Genomic DNA, 16,463 nt, shown 5'->3' with positions numbered 1-16,463 from the left:
ATGCTTATGCAAAGTGTAATTGCTTTCGATGTCAGTATATGGAAAAGTTATATGGTTATTTATAGCTCAGCGCAATCTTGCATTTTTGAGGGGGAAATCCTACATAATCAAACACATCTCCAAAAGTTATATGAACAGATCGTTACTTTGGTACGAAGTGATGGTGATGGTCAAGCTCCAGCCATCGTATTTGAAGCGACGAGGGTATATTCTAGGCAATTAGAGCGGTTTATGAATGATTATGGTTTTCATACTGTCTATTAAATCCACTCGAGTCGAAGCTTTAAACAATTTCTATGCGCATGCATAAAACGGTTAAGAGTAATACCCACCGTTTGGCCCAAACTCACTTCACCACCAAATGAAGAATTGAAGGTGATTTGAAGCCGAATGCATAGGCTACTACAGCTGACTTTTCCAGAGCTGGAATCGCTTTTCACACAAAAGTCCGAGCTATTTTTAGATATTTTACAGCTATTTCCTCATGCGGATTGTGTCAAACATCTCTCTAAAACCGTTATTCGAAATCGACTACTCGTCAATACAGATAAAAAATTAGCTCCTAAAACAACAATTCAGTTAATAGAAGCTACACAAGAGTCCTATCCAGTTGTTGATAAAAATGCTATTCAGTGTGAACAATTAAAAGATTATGCGAAAAGATACCTAGCTATTTTGAGACAATGACAAACATGAATTGGAAGGATGGTTAAGCTTTCAGAAGGCGAAACGAATATCAAATATTAATAAGCATCCTTACATAGGTGAAAATCCAGCCGTTCGTTTGATCGGAGAAATGGGTGATATAAGCCGATTTGATAATCATAAGCAATTGAATGTTTACGCAGGCATTGATATAAGCCGTTTTCAATCGGGCACGTTATTTTACAGGGATAAAATCAAAAAGCGTGGCCATCGTCATTTACGCAAAATACTGTGTTTTACAATACAAAATATGATTCGCCAACGACGATTTGGAAACAATCATTTCGTAGATTACTATGATAAATTAAAAATGCAACCTTATAACAAATGTCATAAAGTTGCATCCATCGCATGTGTGAATAAGGTATTGAAAGTGGCTTTTCATCTTATTACACACAACATATCTTATGATTACGAAACCGCTTCAACACATTCGTAATCATGTGAAACTAGTATATCATAATAGACCTTGCGAAAAAAGAAAATCATCAGATCTATTTGTCATGCGGAAATTTGAAATTGGAGGAGGGAGGTACCCCCTCCTCCAATTTCAAATTCTGATAGTTTTCTTCTACATGTTTACCAACACGAAGTTCAGCTCCCATGTCCTTCAAGATACGAGGGTAATTAAAACGTCCATCCTTAATACAGCGAACGATCACGAATGCATCTTTGCGATCATTTTTAATTAGTAGATTGTCATCTAATTCTTTTGACCGTTTGATCTGCATAGGATTTGCTATAACCAAAGGAATACCGCGTTCTTCATGAAAATCAGCGGGATTAAATCAGTAATGGCCAGTAAACTTCTGTTTTTTCATAACCGTTAGGAGACGTTGATAGAACAACTCAAAACCTTCAAGAGATTGAGAAACTGAAAATGATTTTTGGAGCATTCGTTCACGATCATCTACAAAGCAAGCGAAATGTGACCGCTTCGCAATACCGATTCCTCCAACAAGCATTTTCTCAGTGACTTGATTTATTTTCTGGTTTTGTTTAAAATTCATATGGAGTCCTCCTTGGTTAACAAATTGGATGTCAATTCTGCAGATTTGACACCCCGCATCATACCAAGAGGGGCCTTTTTGTTCAAGTCTCCGAAAAATCTTCTAACAGGAATGCTCCTTCTTTAGATAAGTTATTCGACCAAGATGTCATCAAAATTACAGAAGTTCTTGCCCTGTTATCAACAGAAGAGAGTGTAGCCTCAACATTAGAAAATGAAAAAAACTTATTCTAACCTTAAAAGGATACTTCGTAGTAATGAAGGATATCCCTGCAATAGACATTAGCAATCAACAAGTACTAGAGAGCGTATATTGGATTCCATCAAGAAACAGGAGGAACAGTAATGGCAGAACGAAAAGTATGGTTTATTACTCGCCCAGAGAGAGACCCAAAATTTCATGCATTAGCACTTAGTGCACTCCAAGAAGCAACAAACGATTTTCAAAATCCTTGGAAAGGAAATCGAGAACTTCATAAAAAATATGAAGAAGTATTAGGCAATAAAGGACTAAAAGCACCTACTATTAGTAATGATGGTTCAGGTGGGCGCACATGGGTAGCTATGTTAAAAACATTCGCTTATGTATACATAAATGAAAATGGATATTTAGTACCTACTAAAGTAGGTAAAGCATTACTCAATCGAAAAAATGTATTTGAAAATATATCTAAGCAAATTCTTACGTTACAAATCCCAAATGCTTATTTTATGGAATCAGGTTTCAGACCAAAATTTTGCTCCCATTTTAAAATTCGGCCGGCTCGATTCCTGATTAAGTTAACCAACCAAATTGCCTTAGACTATTATGTAACAAAGGAAGAAATAACATATTTTGTACTAACCGCATCGAACGACAATCAATTAGATGTGGTTACACAGCGTATTCTTCAATTTCGCAAGGCAAATGCACACGAAAAAAGAAATATAAAGATCAATATTGCTGAGCAATATGAACATCGCAGTCGTTCTGACAGCGCTGCTCGTGATTTTGAAGTTTCTCATTCAGATGTAGCGCATACATTTATGCTACTTTGCGACTACACGAGATTAGTAGAATACATTCGTGGAGAATGTTTACGTACGAATCCTTCAAATGCTATAGAAGCAGCAAATAAAATAAAGGAATACGATAATCGTTATCCTTTTAACAACCGTTATCAATTCTCTTTAGAAAGAATGGCAGAAAATAATGGATTGGATATAGAGAGCTACAAAGCAACACGTTTTCATGATAAAAAACCTGCTACAAACAGAGGAAAACGCACACTCCTTATTCAAGAAGCTTTATCAGAACTATCTGTTCTATCCGAGAATAATAAAGACAGAGCAATAGAATTACTTGAAGTGGCAGGATTTAATCCAAATGATGCTTTATCAATTATTGAAGAAAAATTAGAAGAACAAGGTTACTCCTTCTCAAACGAAGACTTTTATGAAGCATATCTATCTGAAGAAGATAACCATGCATTTGAAGATAAGACTGGAGAGATTTTAAAAGAATTAGGATTTCAAGTCATCATGCGTCCAAAATCTACAACAGGTGACCAAACAGAAATTGAAATTATTTTATTATATGGACAAGATGGATTGGGGTTAATCGATGCTAAAAATTACCGCAGTAGTAAATTCTCTCTCCCATCAAATCTGGCTTCTCATATGGCAAGTGAATACATCCCAAACTATGAAGGTTACGCAGGTAGAAATGTAGGCTTTTTCGGTTACATTGCCGCTGACCAAATTGGTGGAGAGAAAAACTTGAAGAAAATTACCGAGAAAACAAAAAATCACATTGCTGGTCGGGAAGTAAAAGGATTCATCATGAACGCCAAAACTTTATTAGGATTTTTAGATTATTGCATGGAAAAGAATCTATCAAAAGAAGAACGAGTATCATTATTTTTACGTGCAGTTAACAATAAAGGATATACTACATTTTCAGCATTACATCGAGCAATCACTCTAGACTAATAGAAGAAGAGGTCGTTCCTTTTAAAGGAAGAACCTCTTCTTTTATTATATTTATACAAGCACTGGCACTTCTTGTTGCCCTAATAACACATTTATATCCCATTTCGGTTGCGTATATTCATACTCGATACTAGCCATTGTCTTTAATACAGATTCTACAATGACTTTCGCCGCTTTTGGAGGTACAGCCATTCCGATTTGCTGACGAACTTTCTCTTTTCCACCTGAGAATACGAAATCATCTGGGAATGTCTGTATTCTAGCTCGTTCACGATTTGTTAATGCACGAGGCTCATCCCAATGATAGCCATGAGTACCTCCTCCTCCGCTTCCTGTAATCGTATAAGAAGGTAAATGAGGATGTAATCGCTTATAAATCTGGCTTAATCTTGCACCTCTTACATTTAAACGAAGATGTTCTGGAATTCCCTCATACCAAGCATTTTCACCCGGTGGAATATGATTTAGCATATCAATTACCCTCTGCTGATGTCTTGTAAATTCATGATTCGGAGCATCTTCTGGAATATCTTCTAACGCTTGTGAAGCTGTAACATATGGATGTTCTCTACCTGGACCATGAGTTGGTGCAGGTACTCGATATTCAACATTCATATCATTTCTAATTCCAACAATAATGATACGATGTCTTGCTTGTGGAACACCATATTCTTCAAATTTATATAAGTGTGGTGTAATTGTATACCCAGCCTCTTGCATTTCACGTAAGATTTGAACAAATGCACCACCATCATTTGCACTTTGTAATCCGCTAACATTTTCGGCAATAAACCATTGTGGTTGATGATGTATTAATACACGGATACCGTAGCTATACAGCGGACCATAGTCACCCTCTATTCCTCTTTGTTCTCCTACGATACTAAAATCATTACATGGAAAACCAAAAACGAATGCGTCAATTGGTCCTAATCGTGTATCTCTTTCTATATCTAATGTACGAACATCTTGAACAATCACTGTATCAGGAGCTGCTGGGCATATGTTATTTATATATGTTGCAGCTGCATCTGGGCAAATTTCATTCGACCAAGTATGTTCCACTCGATATTCTTCTCCATTTGCATCTAAAACTCTTGCCATACGAGCGCCAGCTGCGAAACCACCAGGACCATTAAAAAACTCACCCTTGCGATAAATCGGCATCTTTCTTTCCTCCTATACAGAATTTGATACGTATCTTCTTGTATATTTTATTGTATCCCATTCCATTTTCTTTTAACAACTAACAAAAAAACCTTTTCAGTCATACAAAATAGGGTGTTATTCCATCCATTTGAAAACAAAAAAAGACAAAAAAAGCGCTTTTGACATAAATCACGACTTTTTTGTCAGTTATATATCCTTGTTAATACTAATGCAAATTTACTAAGATATCAACATTTAAGTATCTATACAACGTTAATAAAAGAAATATTTATATAATGAAGCAATCAAATAAATTAGCACTCTCCTCATTTCAGTCACAAATAGAATGCTTACCACACTCATAAATGTTATAATAAAAAAAATTAGTTATACGTTGATAAGGTGTTGAAAATATGGAACTCATCAAAAAATTAGGAGAACGCATTCGCCTTTTAAGAAAAGAACAAAATTTAAGCCAAGAGCGGTTAGGAGAATTATCAAATATACATACTAACCACATAGGTGCTATTGAACGTGGCGAAAAAAACGTTACAATAGAAAGCTTAGCAAAAATAACAAATGGATTAGGTATTACTTTAGAAGAGCTTTTTCGAGATCTTTAATCGATAGATAAACAGGATAATCTAAATCCAACGGATAGAATTAACACTCACTTCACTTGTAAATACTTCCCATTCCAAAAAATAACATTAAAAATCTCTTTCTGTCAAAATACATAAATAGGGTGTCTGCTATTTCATCCACATATGTTTTCTCACGATTAACAATACTTTTTCCATCTAACAGATAAGCATATATTTCATCAAAATACTTTTCTATGTTTCCTAAAAAATTCATTCAAAAAAATAAGCAATGCCTCACTGTTGTTAAGCATCCTTTAAACTTGTTCAATGAGTTCTTGCATTTTATTAACAATGTTAACAATCATAATTCCAATTACATCATACGGGATATGTTCTCTATCATCAAATAGTTTTCCCAATGTCTCAACAGTTTTCTTGAATAGATTTTTACATTCTAAGTGTAATATAAAAATCCCTCAATACTCCTCTTCATCATTCTCTCATGAGATTAAATCCATTGCTCTATATGAGCCATTACAAGTAGTTTATATAAAGTTTAAATTAGGCGAAACCATCTTGTTTATTGCAAAATGAAAGTGGTTCTTCTACACTTTTGGTGAGTTGCTCTTTTGTGTGCTACATTGATATAATAAATGAAATGGAGTGAACCATGATGTACTCTTTTTCTTTCGTTTTCATTCACATTATATAAAACGGTATATACGATGAACGGAACTACTACTCAACAGAAGGTTTGACTATGGGAACATGAGATTTTACTTTTGAGTATTTATACAAAACTCTCTAAGAGATACGAAATATATCCATAAATCCTCATGTTTGTTTAATGACCATTATTGTTTTTCAATTCTATATATAATAATTCAAAATATACGGGTGATATTTGGATATTTTTTCATAAATATGTGAGTAACCTTTTCTAAGATACTTTGAGCTTCTTCAATTTTAACTCTTCTGTGAAGTGCTTTTTCTAAAAAACACACTATCATTCTGTCAGGTTTGATCCACTTATCATCTCCTGCTAACATATAAAAATAAACTAATAATATTACACCTTTTTTGATCCGTTATACTTTTAATTTCTTTCTCTAAACTTTCATTGCTTCTGTTTTTAATATATCATTTATTGGAGAATCTCTTAGACCAAAGACTTTTCGTTTTACTTTTCATTCCTCATATACTAGGTTGTAGTGTACTTGACGATTTTCCTTCGCTTTTGTACTTTTCTCTTTGAATGGACAACCTGAATAATCTTCACATTCATATATTTTAAAGTCTCTTGTATAATCGTAGAAATCGATACGTTGTGAACATTATTTAAATGTCACTTTTTGGTTATTTGACCGTATATAATAGTCATCGTGTTCCTTATATTCCTAGTTACTTGCGTGTATCTTGAAGTTTTTGCACCGAAACCAAAAAGCACCATCCTTCCTTGTAATTCTAATAGAAAGAATAGCGTTTTTTTCATTTTAATGTGGAATGTGTTTTCTTAGCTTGCTAGCGATATGTACACTTTCCTATTAGAAATCACTCCAATAATGACCTTATAAAACACTCCTTCATCTAAAAGCTTTTTCCCTGCATTCCTAATCTTGTGCTATTCATATTTTCTGTTTGATATTCTTCCTTAAAAAAAGGTCTAGTATATAAGAATTTACTAGGCTGAAGCATATACCCACTACTACTGATTTGACCCCATAAGTTACTAACCCTAAAGCTAGCACGATAAAATTTATATAGCGAATGCCTCGAGCAATACTAAATTCAGGATGTTTTTTGTTTATAGCCAATGCAATAACATCTATCCCAACAGTAGAAGCATTTGATGAAATACAATAGTAGTAACCAACTGCAATAAACAAACTTGCTAATAAAAAATCGACCACTAGATTAACTTGAATATCCCACTGTAACAAATAAAAAAGTGTAAAAAATATATTGAAACAAATACTGCTAATAATGGATTTCAAAAAATTCTCTCTCCCTAAAAATATCCAACAAAAAACTAAAAGTAGTACGGTGACTCCTATCGTCAAATAGAAAATTCGAATACTTGTTACCTTTTCTAATATCATCGCAATACTAGTAACACCACCATTAATAATCCCATTTGGCTTCATCCATTTCGCGTAAGCTAGCCCTAGAAAAATATTGCCTAAAATAATTTTCCCTAATGGTTCTAATTCAGCAAATAAAACTTTCTTCTTAATGATTTCTATCTTCATCTTCATCTCATCTCTTCTCTCCTATTGGTTCTGGTACAAATATATGAAGTATAACCTAGAGAATACTAGATTCCTAACAGACCCTTATTTTATGCTACAGACTCAAACACTCAGTAGATGTACTCTTTCTAATTTTGCAAATCACTTTGTCCCTTTTTCATCCTATGCATAGCTTTCACATCACTCAATATATGCTCGGTCATAAATCACAAAATAGCAAATTACGACTGTAATCCATTTCATATTCAAGCCTTCTCTAAGTATCCATACAATGTTGTTTTGTTGAATCCGTTATTTCAGTAATTTCCTTCATGAGATAGTCTATATTCTTCTGTATTAACACGAGCATAATCAAAAATCAATATCTCCATCTTCTTTAGACTGATTGTCCCTTAATTCTAGCACTAAAAATGTTTCCTGTTGTTAAAAATGAAACTTTGTTTTTTAGAATGAGATTGGGTACCAAGAAAATAGGAACATATGTAAACGATTTCACAACAATCCATAAACGACAGTTTTTATCATTTAATGCGACCGCTTAGGAGCTTGCTGATGAGGCATTATATCAATCATCATGAGCACCTCGCTACGCTGACGCTTTCTATTACGATTATGGCCAGCATTGATCTCTATTCGAGCTTTCAGTATGTAACACTTGTTGCTGGACAGTTGATAGCACTAGGTGTTCAAAGTATCCTCCAACAAATACTCAGTGAACCAGATTTAAAATCTTGGGACTGGCATATTCTTTTTGCATCGAAGCAGTTTTCAAAAATGGATTCTAAAAGCTGTGAAAGCGCTGGAATGATTCGAACTTTGCTGAAACATCCTAAAGTCGGGCTAACGCTCGGTAGAACTGTTGCTTTCTATACTTACACGCCGTTATTTGCAGAAATTCATAGTGAACATTGATAATATCTATTTTAAAATAAAGATTCGTCCTAAAAATCCCCTTAATAAATAAACTGCACCCCAATTATTAGCTATATCTAACAATTGAAGTGCAGTTCAAATAATCACTCTTTTGTTATATCAATTAAAAATGATCAGCATGCGAGTACTGTATGATTTCTTCTTTTTGCAGAGCATGTTGTGTATCACCTTCGTTATTCCACCCAATCGCTAAAGCCATTACCAATCCTAACGTTGCGAATACAAATTTTTTCATCATTTTAATGCTCCTTTACTAATTATTTGTTGTTTCGCTTCGTAACATACATTGAAGTAATCACTAACTTTTTCATGATTATGTAATTTACGAAACGCAACAGCTAACAACTCTCCATATTCTTCAACAAACTCCCATAACCCTTGTTTTTTGAAATAAGAAATGCTTTTTTTCACTTCTTCTTCTACTAGTTCAATAGGTTTGTTTTCATTTAATAAACGTAAAATATTGAAATGGTACACATACTCTTCATTTCCTATTTCATCACAAACTTTCAATCCTTTTTCAATCAGTTCTTGCGCAATATTTGTTTCTTGTAGCTTATAATGTTCACGTGCTTGTAAGAACAATGCTTTAAAATGATTTGGATTTTTTTCTGTAACTTCAGATAAATGACGAATCGCTAATGGAGATAAGTTTTGCATTGCATATAATAATCCTAAATTATGTCTAACTACTAAAATTAGTTTTTCCTCATTCTGTTTTTGTAAAATGTCGATGGATCGATTCAAGTGTTCTTCAGCTTGTTCGAATTGTTTTAAAAATATACAAGCAGTTCCTAATGTATTTTCACAAGACGCCACTTTCACTTCATATCCAGCATGTTTTGCAAAAATTTCTTTTGCTTTATTCGCATATTCAATCGATGTTAACATTTTAGAAGTGTGATGTAATACAGCGAGTTTTTGATTAAATTCAGCATGTTCTAACTCATCAGAAATATATTCTAATAACCTTTCAGCTTCTTCATATTGTCTGCTAGCTTCATTATAATCACTAAACATTAAAGCATGCTCACCTTTGAAAGAGTGATAGTAATAAGCTGTAAGCTTATCGTTTGTTTCATCAATAGAATCAATTACATCGAAACTGTCTTTTCTAATACTTAATCTGTCAGTCAGTAGTTTGTATTTAAAATCTAGCAAAGAATAGTATAATAGTACATTCTGATTTTGTTTTTCTTCTGCATGCTTAATATGTTCTATTTTCTCATCTATTTCTTTTTTTAATTGTGTCGCTTTTATTAATTGCTGCGATAACATCAATTGGTACAAATCATGGAGTTGTTCCATAATTACTTCATGCGCGAAAACACCTGTGCTCATACACTACATCCTCCTCGACACTCTTCTTTTATCTAAATATTACCACAATTATACATATTCCATAGGAAGAATACCTTTGTTGTAAACTGATAAATAACAGATTGAATATTCTGTTATTTGAAAACAAAAGTAACATTTTTATCGTTAATTTTAATATAACACATGATTCAGTTCTTATAGTTATCGATGCTCAAACGAAACTATTCCATCCCTTCCTTTACTTCTTTTAAAAAGGAGAATCTTCTAGATTAAAATGATAAAGCTAGTAAGTGTCTAATTTTACCGATTGTATCTATGTGAGCTTTACGAACAATGGATCGTCATGCATCATGACTGATTGGAAGATGGATGGCACGAGCAACTTTCTCTCCAGCTAAGCAACTTGTAGAAAATGCAATTTTTCGTAAAACTTTTTCTGCACGAAGTGTGCGACGTCCGTTGGGGGCTACCCATTCATATCGTTCTGTAAAAACCTTAATAGAACAACAAGAATTATCACAAAACCACTTGTGTAAAATAAGAAGAATGACGGTTTGATCTGTAATAGGAAGATCTTGTATAAGGCGGGTATAACGACTATGACGACGAGAAGAAATAGAATGACAAGATGGACAGTTTGCGGAAATACGATTACTTTTTACAGTGAAACGAAGATGTCGGTCTTTTGTAGATACATCTATCAATTCGAGAAAAGGATCTGGACTTAACCAAGGGATAGGGTATATCATGGTTCACTCCTTGTCTTTTATTATATCAATGTAGTACACAAAAGAGCAATTCACCAAAAGTGCGTAAGAACCACTTTCATTTTGCACTAAACAACTTGTCCTTCTGTTGAAACTCGTACATAACCAATTACTTTCTCTCCCATATTGAGCCCCTTCCCGTTACAGCAATTAAAGTCCCTGTAACGTTTACCCGTTTTTTGCGGATAACATGTGCATAACGTCCATCCGTTAAAACGTACTTTACGATGACTTCAAAAAGTAACACAACCCTTTATTTTTTCCTCTACTATCGTCGTACACTGTTCACAGCCACTACAGTCTATAAAACAACAATAAAAATTTAACACTTAATGCACTTATAAAATTATAGTGCTCTTTTAAATTTCTACGCTAAAACGCAAAAAAGCACTTGTTGTCTTTAACTGACAATCAAGTGCTTTAAAGTAGCATTAAATTTGTAAGTTTTGTAATAACAGTATGACACCTATTGTATGTCATGACAATTACTACGTTAAAACTTACGAGTTTGTACGAGTTCGTTAGTTTAATATACATTCCATGTGTTTAATGTCATCTCGCCTAAGCTCGTACTTCGTTTTCTATTCTATCGTTGCACACAGTACTCCATGATGGTATAACCATCATGGAGTATATATTTTCAAACACCATATATTTTGCTATCCACTTCAAAAATACATTCTTTTTCATCCATTTTTCTTATGTGCTTTTGTATTTATGATTTTAGAACCATGAGCTTTATCACTCGCTTATGTTGCTTTACTAACACAAGCTCTTAACATATATTTTCAAAATAATAATTATTAAGACCAATTAAACTTCGTCAGACAAAGCATCATCGTAATCCTGTAATTCTTCCATAATTTCTTTTAACCGGTCAATATTATTTATAAATTCGCCGTAAGAAATTTCTTGGTAATCGAAAATTCCTTCACCGTATTCATCGCTATCAAATATTTTTACTTCCGCACCTAACTTCAACAAGTTATCAACTAATCCTTTTAAATTTTCCATATCATCAATATCATTTGCATCTGTTTCGGCAAAAAAATCTTTGTTTTCAATTTTATTTTTTATCTCTGTAATTCCTAAACCAGTGTACTTTCTTAATGGTACTACACATTTACTAAATAAACCATTAGAGCTTATTTTAATTGCCATTTTACTCATCTATTATTCTCCTTTCCATTAAAATTCTTCTAAATAGTTTGGATTAACAGGTCTACCAGGTGCATTTTTACTATAGCTTCCGCCATGCCAACCCTTTAAATGTTCCCTGCCAGTTACAGGATAAATTAATTCTCCTCTATTACATATATGTGGATAATTCATAGCATTGTAAGTATGATGCCCAATTATTGATTTCCCATTGTATTGAGGTTTTTTTCCTTTTAAAATCTCTTGTATCTGTTCATTAGTCCAATCCCTTGTTGTAGGTTCTCCATCTAAAATTCTTTTCTTGCTTCCAAAATTCATTAACCCCTGCAGCTCTTCTTTTTGAAAATCTTTTATCCCATTGATATCTTTTATATTCTTCTTTTGTTACTGTACGATTTTCAATCTTTTCTTTTATTTTTTTCTGCTGACCCCTACTTAAAGATTTGTATGGTGTAAGTTTTGGTGTTAAATCAAGTTCTGCTTTCAGTACCCTTTGAGCAATAATCTCTTCTCCTACTGCTACTTTTTTATTCCCCAGAGTTTCACCCGTACCCTTAACTCCCGAACCACCATTCCCCTTCGCAAGTTGATAAGCATCATCTTTAGCAGTTGCTCGCACTCTTGCAAAGTTTTCTGCTATTTCTCCAACAGTTGCATGTTCGATATGAGGAATTTTTATTCCCATTCCAGTGTCTGCTGACCTGATTGCTACGGGAACCTTCGTTTTTTCCATGTATGTAATGCATTCTTTAATGTCTCATTATCCTTTAACGATTGTACCACATTTTTCCCTATATTTGGATTGAAATCAGCGATTCCCTCTTTCCATTTTGTGAGCTTTGCCAGGGATCCGAGGTCAAGTGTTCCTTTGAATGCTTTTGCTGCGGAACCGAGTCCTGGGATGATGTCAAGTGCTCCGAAGAAGCCAGCTTCTACTTGTTCTTCTTTGCTTAGTTTTCGGTGTGTCCCCCAGTCCTCCCCTTTGATGGCATTTTTCACTTGGAGACCACCGTATACAACTGACGCTGCGATTCCGAGTAGTGGACAAAAGATTGTCGTGATGATGAGTGCTCCGCTGATTGCTACATCACGCCATGCTTCTAATTTTTTCTGTTCGTCTTCTATAGAAGTATACTCAAATCCTCGCATAGATGGGATTAGTTGACGATATTCTTTGTAGTTTAGTTTCGCATCTGGATTTTGCTTTTTGACTTCTTTATACTGCGCACGAAGTACGTGATCAAAGGCCAGTGAGTCTTTGAAAATGTCATCTACTGCTATTTTTTCTTTTTTGTCGTAATGGTTTGCGGGATCCCATACGCATGCTCACTTGATGATACGCCACATCCGACAATAGCTCTTGTAAACCTTCACGTTCAACTGTTAAACCATCTTCATCTACTACCGCTCCGCTGATTCCTTTATCTTCGTATATGTGAAGCAGCTGTAGTTTATTTTCAATGCAGTACCGTTCAATTTCTTCTACTTGATACGTTAGGCTGTATCCTTCACGTACTTGTCCTTCTGTTGAAACTCGTACATAGCCAACTACTTTCTCTTCCATATCAAACTCCCTCCCGTTACAGCAATTAAAGTCCATGTAACGTTTACCCGTTTTTTGCGGATAACATGTGCATAACGTTCATCCGTTAAAACGTACTTTACGATGACTTCAAAAAATAATACAACCCTTTATTTTTCCCTCTACTATCGTCGTACACTGTTCACAGCCACTACAATCTATAAAACAACAATAAAAATTTAACACTTAATGTACTTATAAAATTATAGTGCTCTTTTAAATTTCTACGCTAAAACGCAAAAAGCACTCGTTGCCTTTAGTCGACAATCAAGTGCTTTAAGTTCATCTATTTTTAAGTAGTATAAATTTGTACATTTTGTAGTAACAGTATGACACCTTTTATATGTCGTGACAACTACTACGCTAAAACTTACGAGCTTGTACGAGTTCTTTAGTTTAATATATATTCCATGTGATTATATTCATCGCCTAGTAAAATGTCATATCGCCTAAACTCGTACTTCGTTTTCTATTCTATCATTGCACACAGTACTCCATGATGGTACAACCATCATGGAGTACATACTTTCAAAAACCCTTTTATTTTTTCTATCTACTTCACATATACTTTATTTTTTATTCATATATACTTATGCGTATTTAAATTTAGCACCGCGAACTTTATCATATCCGTGCATAAAATATAATTTAGTATAGTAAGCTTTATAAAATCACTATAACTAAACTCATTTATTTAATGTAATGAGTTTTTAATGTTTATTTATATTTTAGGAATATCAATTATATTTCCTGGTGACTCATTAATAAGAATATCTGAAATACTTGGGTTCCTTTTTTTCAACTTGAATATTTGAATTTTTGTTAATTCAGGGCTAAATGATATATTTTGTGTTTTAAACTCCAAATTCATAATTTTATTTTGAAGTTTTAATATAAAAACCTTCCATTCTTGTAATGGAGAATTCGAAACTTCCTCTGGACTTTCTAATAATCGATATCCGTCTGCATAATGAAACATTAGTAATCCCGTTCCTAAGTCACAATCTTTGTTTTCAAGAATTGCATTTGGTATATCAAATCCACTATTCCAATTATAATTTGCTGCAAAACAATGAAGGAGTATTGGATTATCTATATTCTTTATTCGGCTAATTGTATCCTCTTTATTTGTATTATAAAGTAATTCTTCAAGCAAACTAATATCTTTATTTTCCATTACACCTTACCACCTTACTGATATTTACTTATTTTGTATTTCCAATTGTTTTAGCTTTCTTTCCCAGAGTTCTACTGTTGCACCTTGGCTTGGGTACAATGGTAAACCATTCCCCTGTAATTTTCTTAAATTTTTTTGCAAATCATATACTTGCTTTTGTAAACTATCAATACTTTGGTTAATATCCATTTTATTTAATGCTCTTGCAACTACTTCATTGTAAACAGAATGATATCCTCTGTGTCTAGCCATTGTACTTATATTATCATCTGGTACTCTTAGAAAAATACCATTTGATGAGTCATCAAAGTTCATACCTATCTTTTTAATTACAGGATTATCTGCCATTTCAGCAGGAATAATATGCTGTGCTTGATATCCACTCCATTTAGTTGAACGTCTAAGCCCCATTTCTGTCATCATATTTTTTCCTAATTTAGTAGAATTTCCTCCTGTTACAATACCCGGAGTACCAGGAATAATCCTACTACCTTTACCCGTACCCTATGTTGTAATCTTAAACCCTCACAATAAAAAAGCAAACCATGTAAAACCTTATTAAACTACTTCTTTTTCTTCTACTACCGGCAATTCATAAGCTGTTTTATATTTCATCATGCCATATACAATATTTACAAGCCTTCTCATAATACATACCAATGCTTGTCCCTTTGTTTTTCCTTCTTTTAGTTTCTTTTGATAGTATGCATGAAATACTGGATTCCGTGGCGTCTTACTTCCTTTCGCTACTTGCACTTGCTGTACAGCTAAATTATAAAATAAAGCGTGTAACGCCTTGTTTGCTTTTGTGTGTCTTACCTTTCCCACCAGAACCAAAGTAAACAGGCGTAATCCCCGCGAATCGTGCTAATTTGTTGACATTTGGAAATCGTCTTACATCTCCAATTTCTGCAATTAATGCTGATGCCGTCACAAGTTCTATTCCCGGCATCGTCTCTAATTGATAATCTAGTAGATTTACTAACTGTTTTAATTCTCTTTCGATGTATTTCATTTCCTTCTTTTTAAACTCAATCTCCCGTACAATACTTCTTACTAAAAAGTTTCGCATTTCTTGATACTCTTTCATTGTATGTCCATCTTCTTTTACAAGTTTTAATATGCCGCTTGCTTTCTTTACTGAACATGTATTGTTGCTAACATCCAATAAAAAAGCTGTTAATTGCTTTATATTCGCCCCCTCTAAACAAGAGGGTGACGGATATTGCTGCCAAAATGCTAGTGCTGTTTTTCCATCTAACTCTGAGAAAAGCTTTTTATAACTTGGATAATGGTGGTTTAATTGAATATGTAGTTGGTTCTTTAACGCACTTTGTGCTTTTACTAATGCATTCCTTCTTGATACTAGTTGTTGTATCGACCAAAATAAATCGTTTGGCTTTGCATCTGGCAATTGATTAAATTTGTTTACCAATATGCGTGCTACACATTCTGCATCCCAACTATCATTTTTTTGTATCATCACTTGGCTCTTTCGTTCTAAAAATGATAAAGCTGGATTTACTTCTTTCACAACTCGTTCATGGTCTACTAAATATTTCGCTAACGCTCTTCTATAACCACCAACATCTTCTAAACCAAATACAACAGTTATCCCATCACACACATATGTCTCTACTTCTAATAAAAACTCCGAAAATGCAGATGGTTTATTCTCAAATTGTATTTCTCCTAATTTCTCTTGCCAACAATTAATTATAACAGCCGTATGATGCTCCTTATGTAAATCTACTCCTACATACAAATAGTTCTGCCTATGATGCATAACTCATCCCTCTATTCAATAATTTAGTCATATATAAAAATGTCGGCAACCTTAGTTCGAGCGTTCATCTTCC

Annotated in this window: 11 protein-coding genes and 7 pseudogenes; 4 read left to right on the top strand and 14 right to left on the bottom strand. The window is 33.8% G+C overall.

What is annotated here, in order from left to right; translation table 11 throughout:
* Window positions 1-6: 6 nt before the first annotated feature.
* Window positions 7-1,144: pseudogene (locus BCER98_RS04250) on the top strand (transposase).
* A gap of 142 nt (window positions 1,145-1,286) precedes the next feature.
* Here the strand turns inward: BCER98_RS04250 and BCER98_RS23795 are convergent.
* Window positions 1,287-1,715: pseudogene (locus BCER98_RS23795) on the bottom strand (IS110 family transposase); the annotation flags it as partial.
* A gap of 344 nt (window positions 1,716-2,059) precedes the next feature.
* On the opposite strand from BCER98_RS23795, the gene BCER98_RS04240 reads away from it, so the two are divergent.
* Complete coding sequence (locus BCER98_RS04240; protein ID WP_011983849.1) at window positions 2,060-3,685, top strand: AlwI family type II restriction endonuclease; 1,626 nt, start codon at window positions 2,060-2,062, stop codon at window positions 3,683-3,685.
* A 51-nt stretch (window positions 3,686-3,736) separates the two neighbouring features.
* Here the strand turns inward: BCER98_RS04240 and BCER98_RS04235 are convergent, their stop codons facing one another.
* Complete coding sequence (locus BCER98_RS04235) at window positions 3,737-4,852, bottom strand: DNA cytosine methyltransferase (RefSeq protein ID WP_011983848.1); 1,116 nt, start codon at window positions 4,850-4,852, stop codon at window positions 3,737-3,739.
* A 395-nt stretch (window positions 4,853-5,247) separates the two neighbouring features.
* On the opposite strand from BCER98_RS04235, the gene BCER98_RS04230 reads away from it, so the two are divergent.
* Entirely contained in the window at window positions 5,248-5,457 is a 210-nt protein-coding gene (locus tag BCER98_RS04230) for a helix-turn-helix domain-containing protein (RefSeq protein ID WP_011983847.1), read from the top strand.
* Between the two features lie 1,151 nt (window positions 5,458-6,608).
* Here BCER98_RS04230 and BCER98_RS22860 read toward each other — a convergent pair.
* Both BCER98_RS22860 and BCER98_RS04215 read right to left on the bottom strand, forming a co-directional pair.
* Window positions 6,609-6,806 (bottom strand): annotated as a pseudogene (locus BCER98_RS22860) (IS5/IS1182 family transposase); the annotation flags it as partial.
* A gap of 237 nt (window positions 6,807-7,043) precedes the next feature.
* Window positions 7,044-7,673, bottom strand: coding sequence for a YitT family protein (locus BCER98_RS04215; protein ID WP_011983846.1), 630 nt, complete (start codon window positions 7,671-7,673; stop codon window positions 7,044-7,046).
* Window positions 7,674-8,192: 519 nt separating this feature from the next.
* Here BCER98_RS04215 and BCER98_RS04210 point away from each other — a divergent pair.
* Window positions 8,193-8,574: pseudogene (locus BCER98_RS04210) on the top strand (alpha-ketoglutarate transporter); the annotation flags it as partial.
* Window positions 8,575-8,703: 129 nt separating this feature from the next.
* Here BCER98_RS04210 and BCER98_RS23325 read toward each other — a convergent pair.
* The 10 genes and pseudogenes from BCER98_RS23325 to BCER98_RS04165 form a co-directional block, all read right to left on the bottom strand.
* Complete coding sequence (locus tag BCER98_RS23325; protein WP_269147651.1) at window positions 8,704-8,835, bottom strand: hypothetical protein; 132 nt, start codon at window positions 8,833-8,835, stop codon at window positions 8,704-8,706.
* On the bottom strand, window positions 8,835-9,941 hold the full coding sequence (locus BCER98_RS04205; protein ID WP_011983844.1) for a tetratricopeptide repeat protein: 1,107 nt from the start codon (window positions 9,939-9,941) through the stop codon (window positions 8,835-8,837). Before BCER98_RS04205 ends, BCER98_RS23325 begins: the two co-directional genes overlap by 1 nt.
* A 320-nt stretch (window positions 9,942-10,261) precedes the next feature.
* Window positions 10,262-10,669, bottom strand: coding sequence for a transposase family protein (locus BCER98_RS04200; RefSeq protein WP_011983843.1), 408 nt, complete (start codon window positions 10,667-10,669; stop codon window positions 10,262-10,264).
* A gap of 831 nt (window positions 10,670-11,500) precedes the next feature.
* Window positions 11,501-11,857: a hypothetical protein gene (locus BCER98_RS04195; protein ID WP_000041339.1), complete on the bottom strand. Its 357-nt coding sequence runs from the start codon at window positions 11,855-11,857 to the stop codon at window positions 11,501-11,503.
* 18 nt (window positions 11,858-11,875) lie between these two features.
* A pseudogene (locus BCER98_RS23590) lies at window positions 11,876-12,452 on the bottom strand (hypothetical protein); the annotation flags it as partial.
* Between the two features lie 101 nt (window positions 12,453-12,553).
* Window positions 12,554-12,994, bottom strand: coding sequence for a hypothetical protein (locus BCER98_RS23585; protein ID WP_011983841.1), 441 nt, complete (start codon window positions 12,992-12,994; stop codon window positions 12,554-12,556).
* 175 nt (window positions 12,995-13,169) lie between these two features.
* Window positions 13,170-13,409, bottom strand: a pseudogene (locus BCER98_RS20605) (recombinase family protein); the annotation flags it as partial.
* Between the two features lie 739 nt (window positions 13,410-14,148).
* Window positions 14,149-14,604 carry a DUF4274 domain-containing protein gene (locus tag BCER98_RS04180; RefSeq protein ID WP_000428102.1) on the bottom strand — a complete coding sequence of 152 codons (456 nt, stop codon included), beginning with the start codon at window positions 14,602-14,604 and terminating at the stop codon, window positions 14,149-14,151.
* 24 nt (window positions 14,605-14,628) lie between these two features.
* Window positions 14,629-15,027 carry an AHH domain-containing protein gene (locus BCER98_RS04175; RefSeq protein ID WP_011983839.1) on the bottom strand — a complete coding sequence of 133 codons (399 nt, stop codon included), beginning with the start codon at window positions 15,025-15,027 and terminating at the stop codon, window positions 14,629-14,631.
* 135 nt (window positions 15,028-15,162) lie between these two features.
* Window positions 15,163-16,390, bottom strand: a pseudogene (locus BCER98_RS04165) (IS110 family RNA-guided transposase).
* Window positions 16,391-16,463 lie beyond the last annotated feature (73 nt).

This window comes from Bacillus cytotoxicus NVH 391-98 (assembly GCF_000017425.1).
Taxonomy (GTDB): Bacteria; Bacillota; Bacilli; order Bacillales; family Bacillaceae_G; genus Bacillus_A; species Bacillus_A cytotoxicus.
This window is presented reverse-complemented; position numbering and strand designations above follow the sequence as displayed.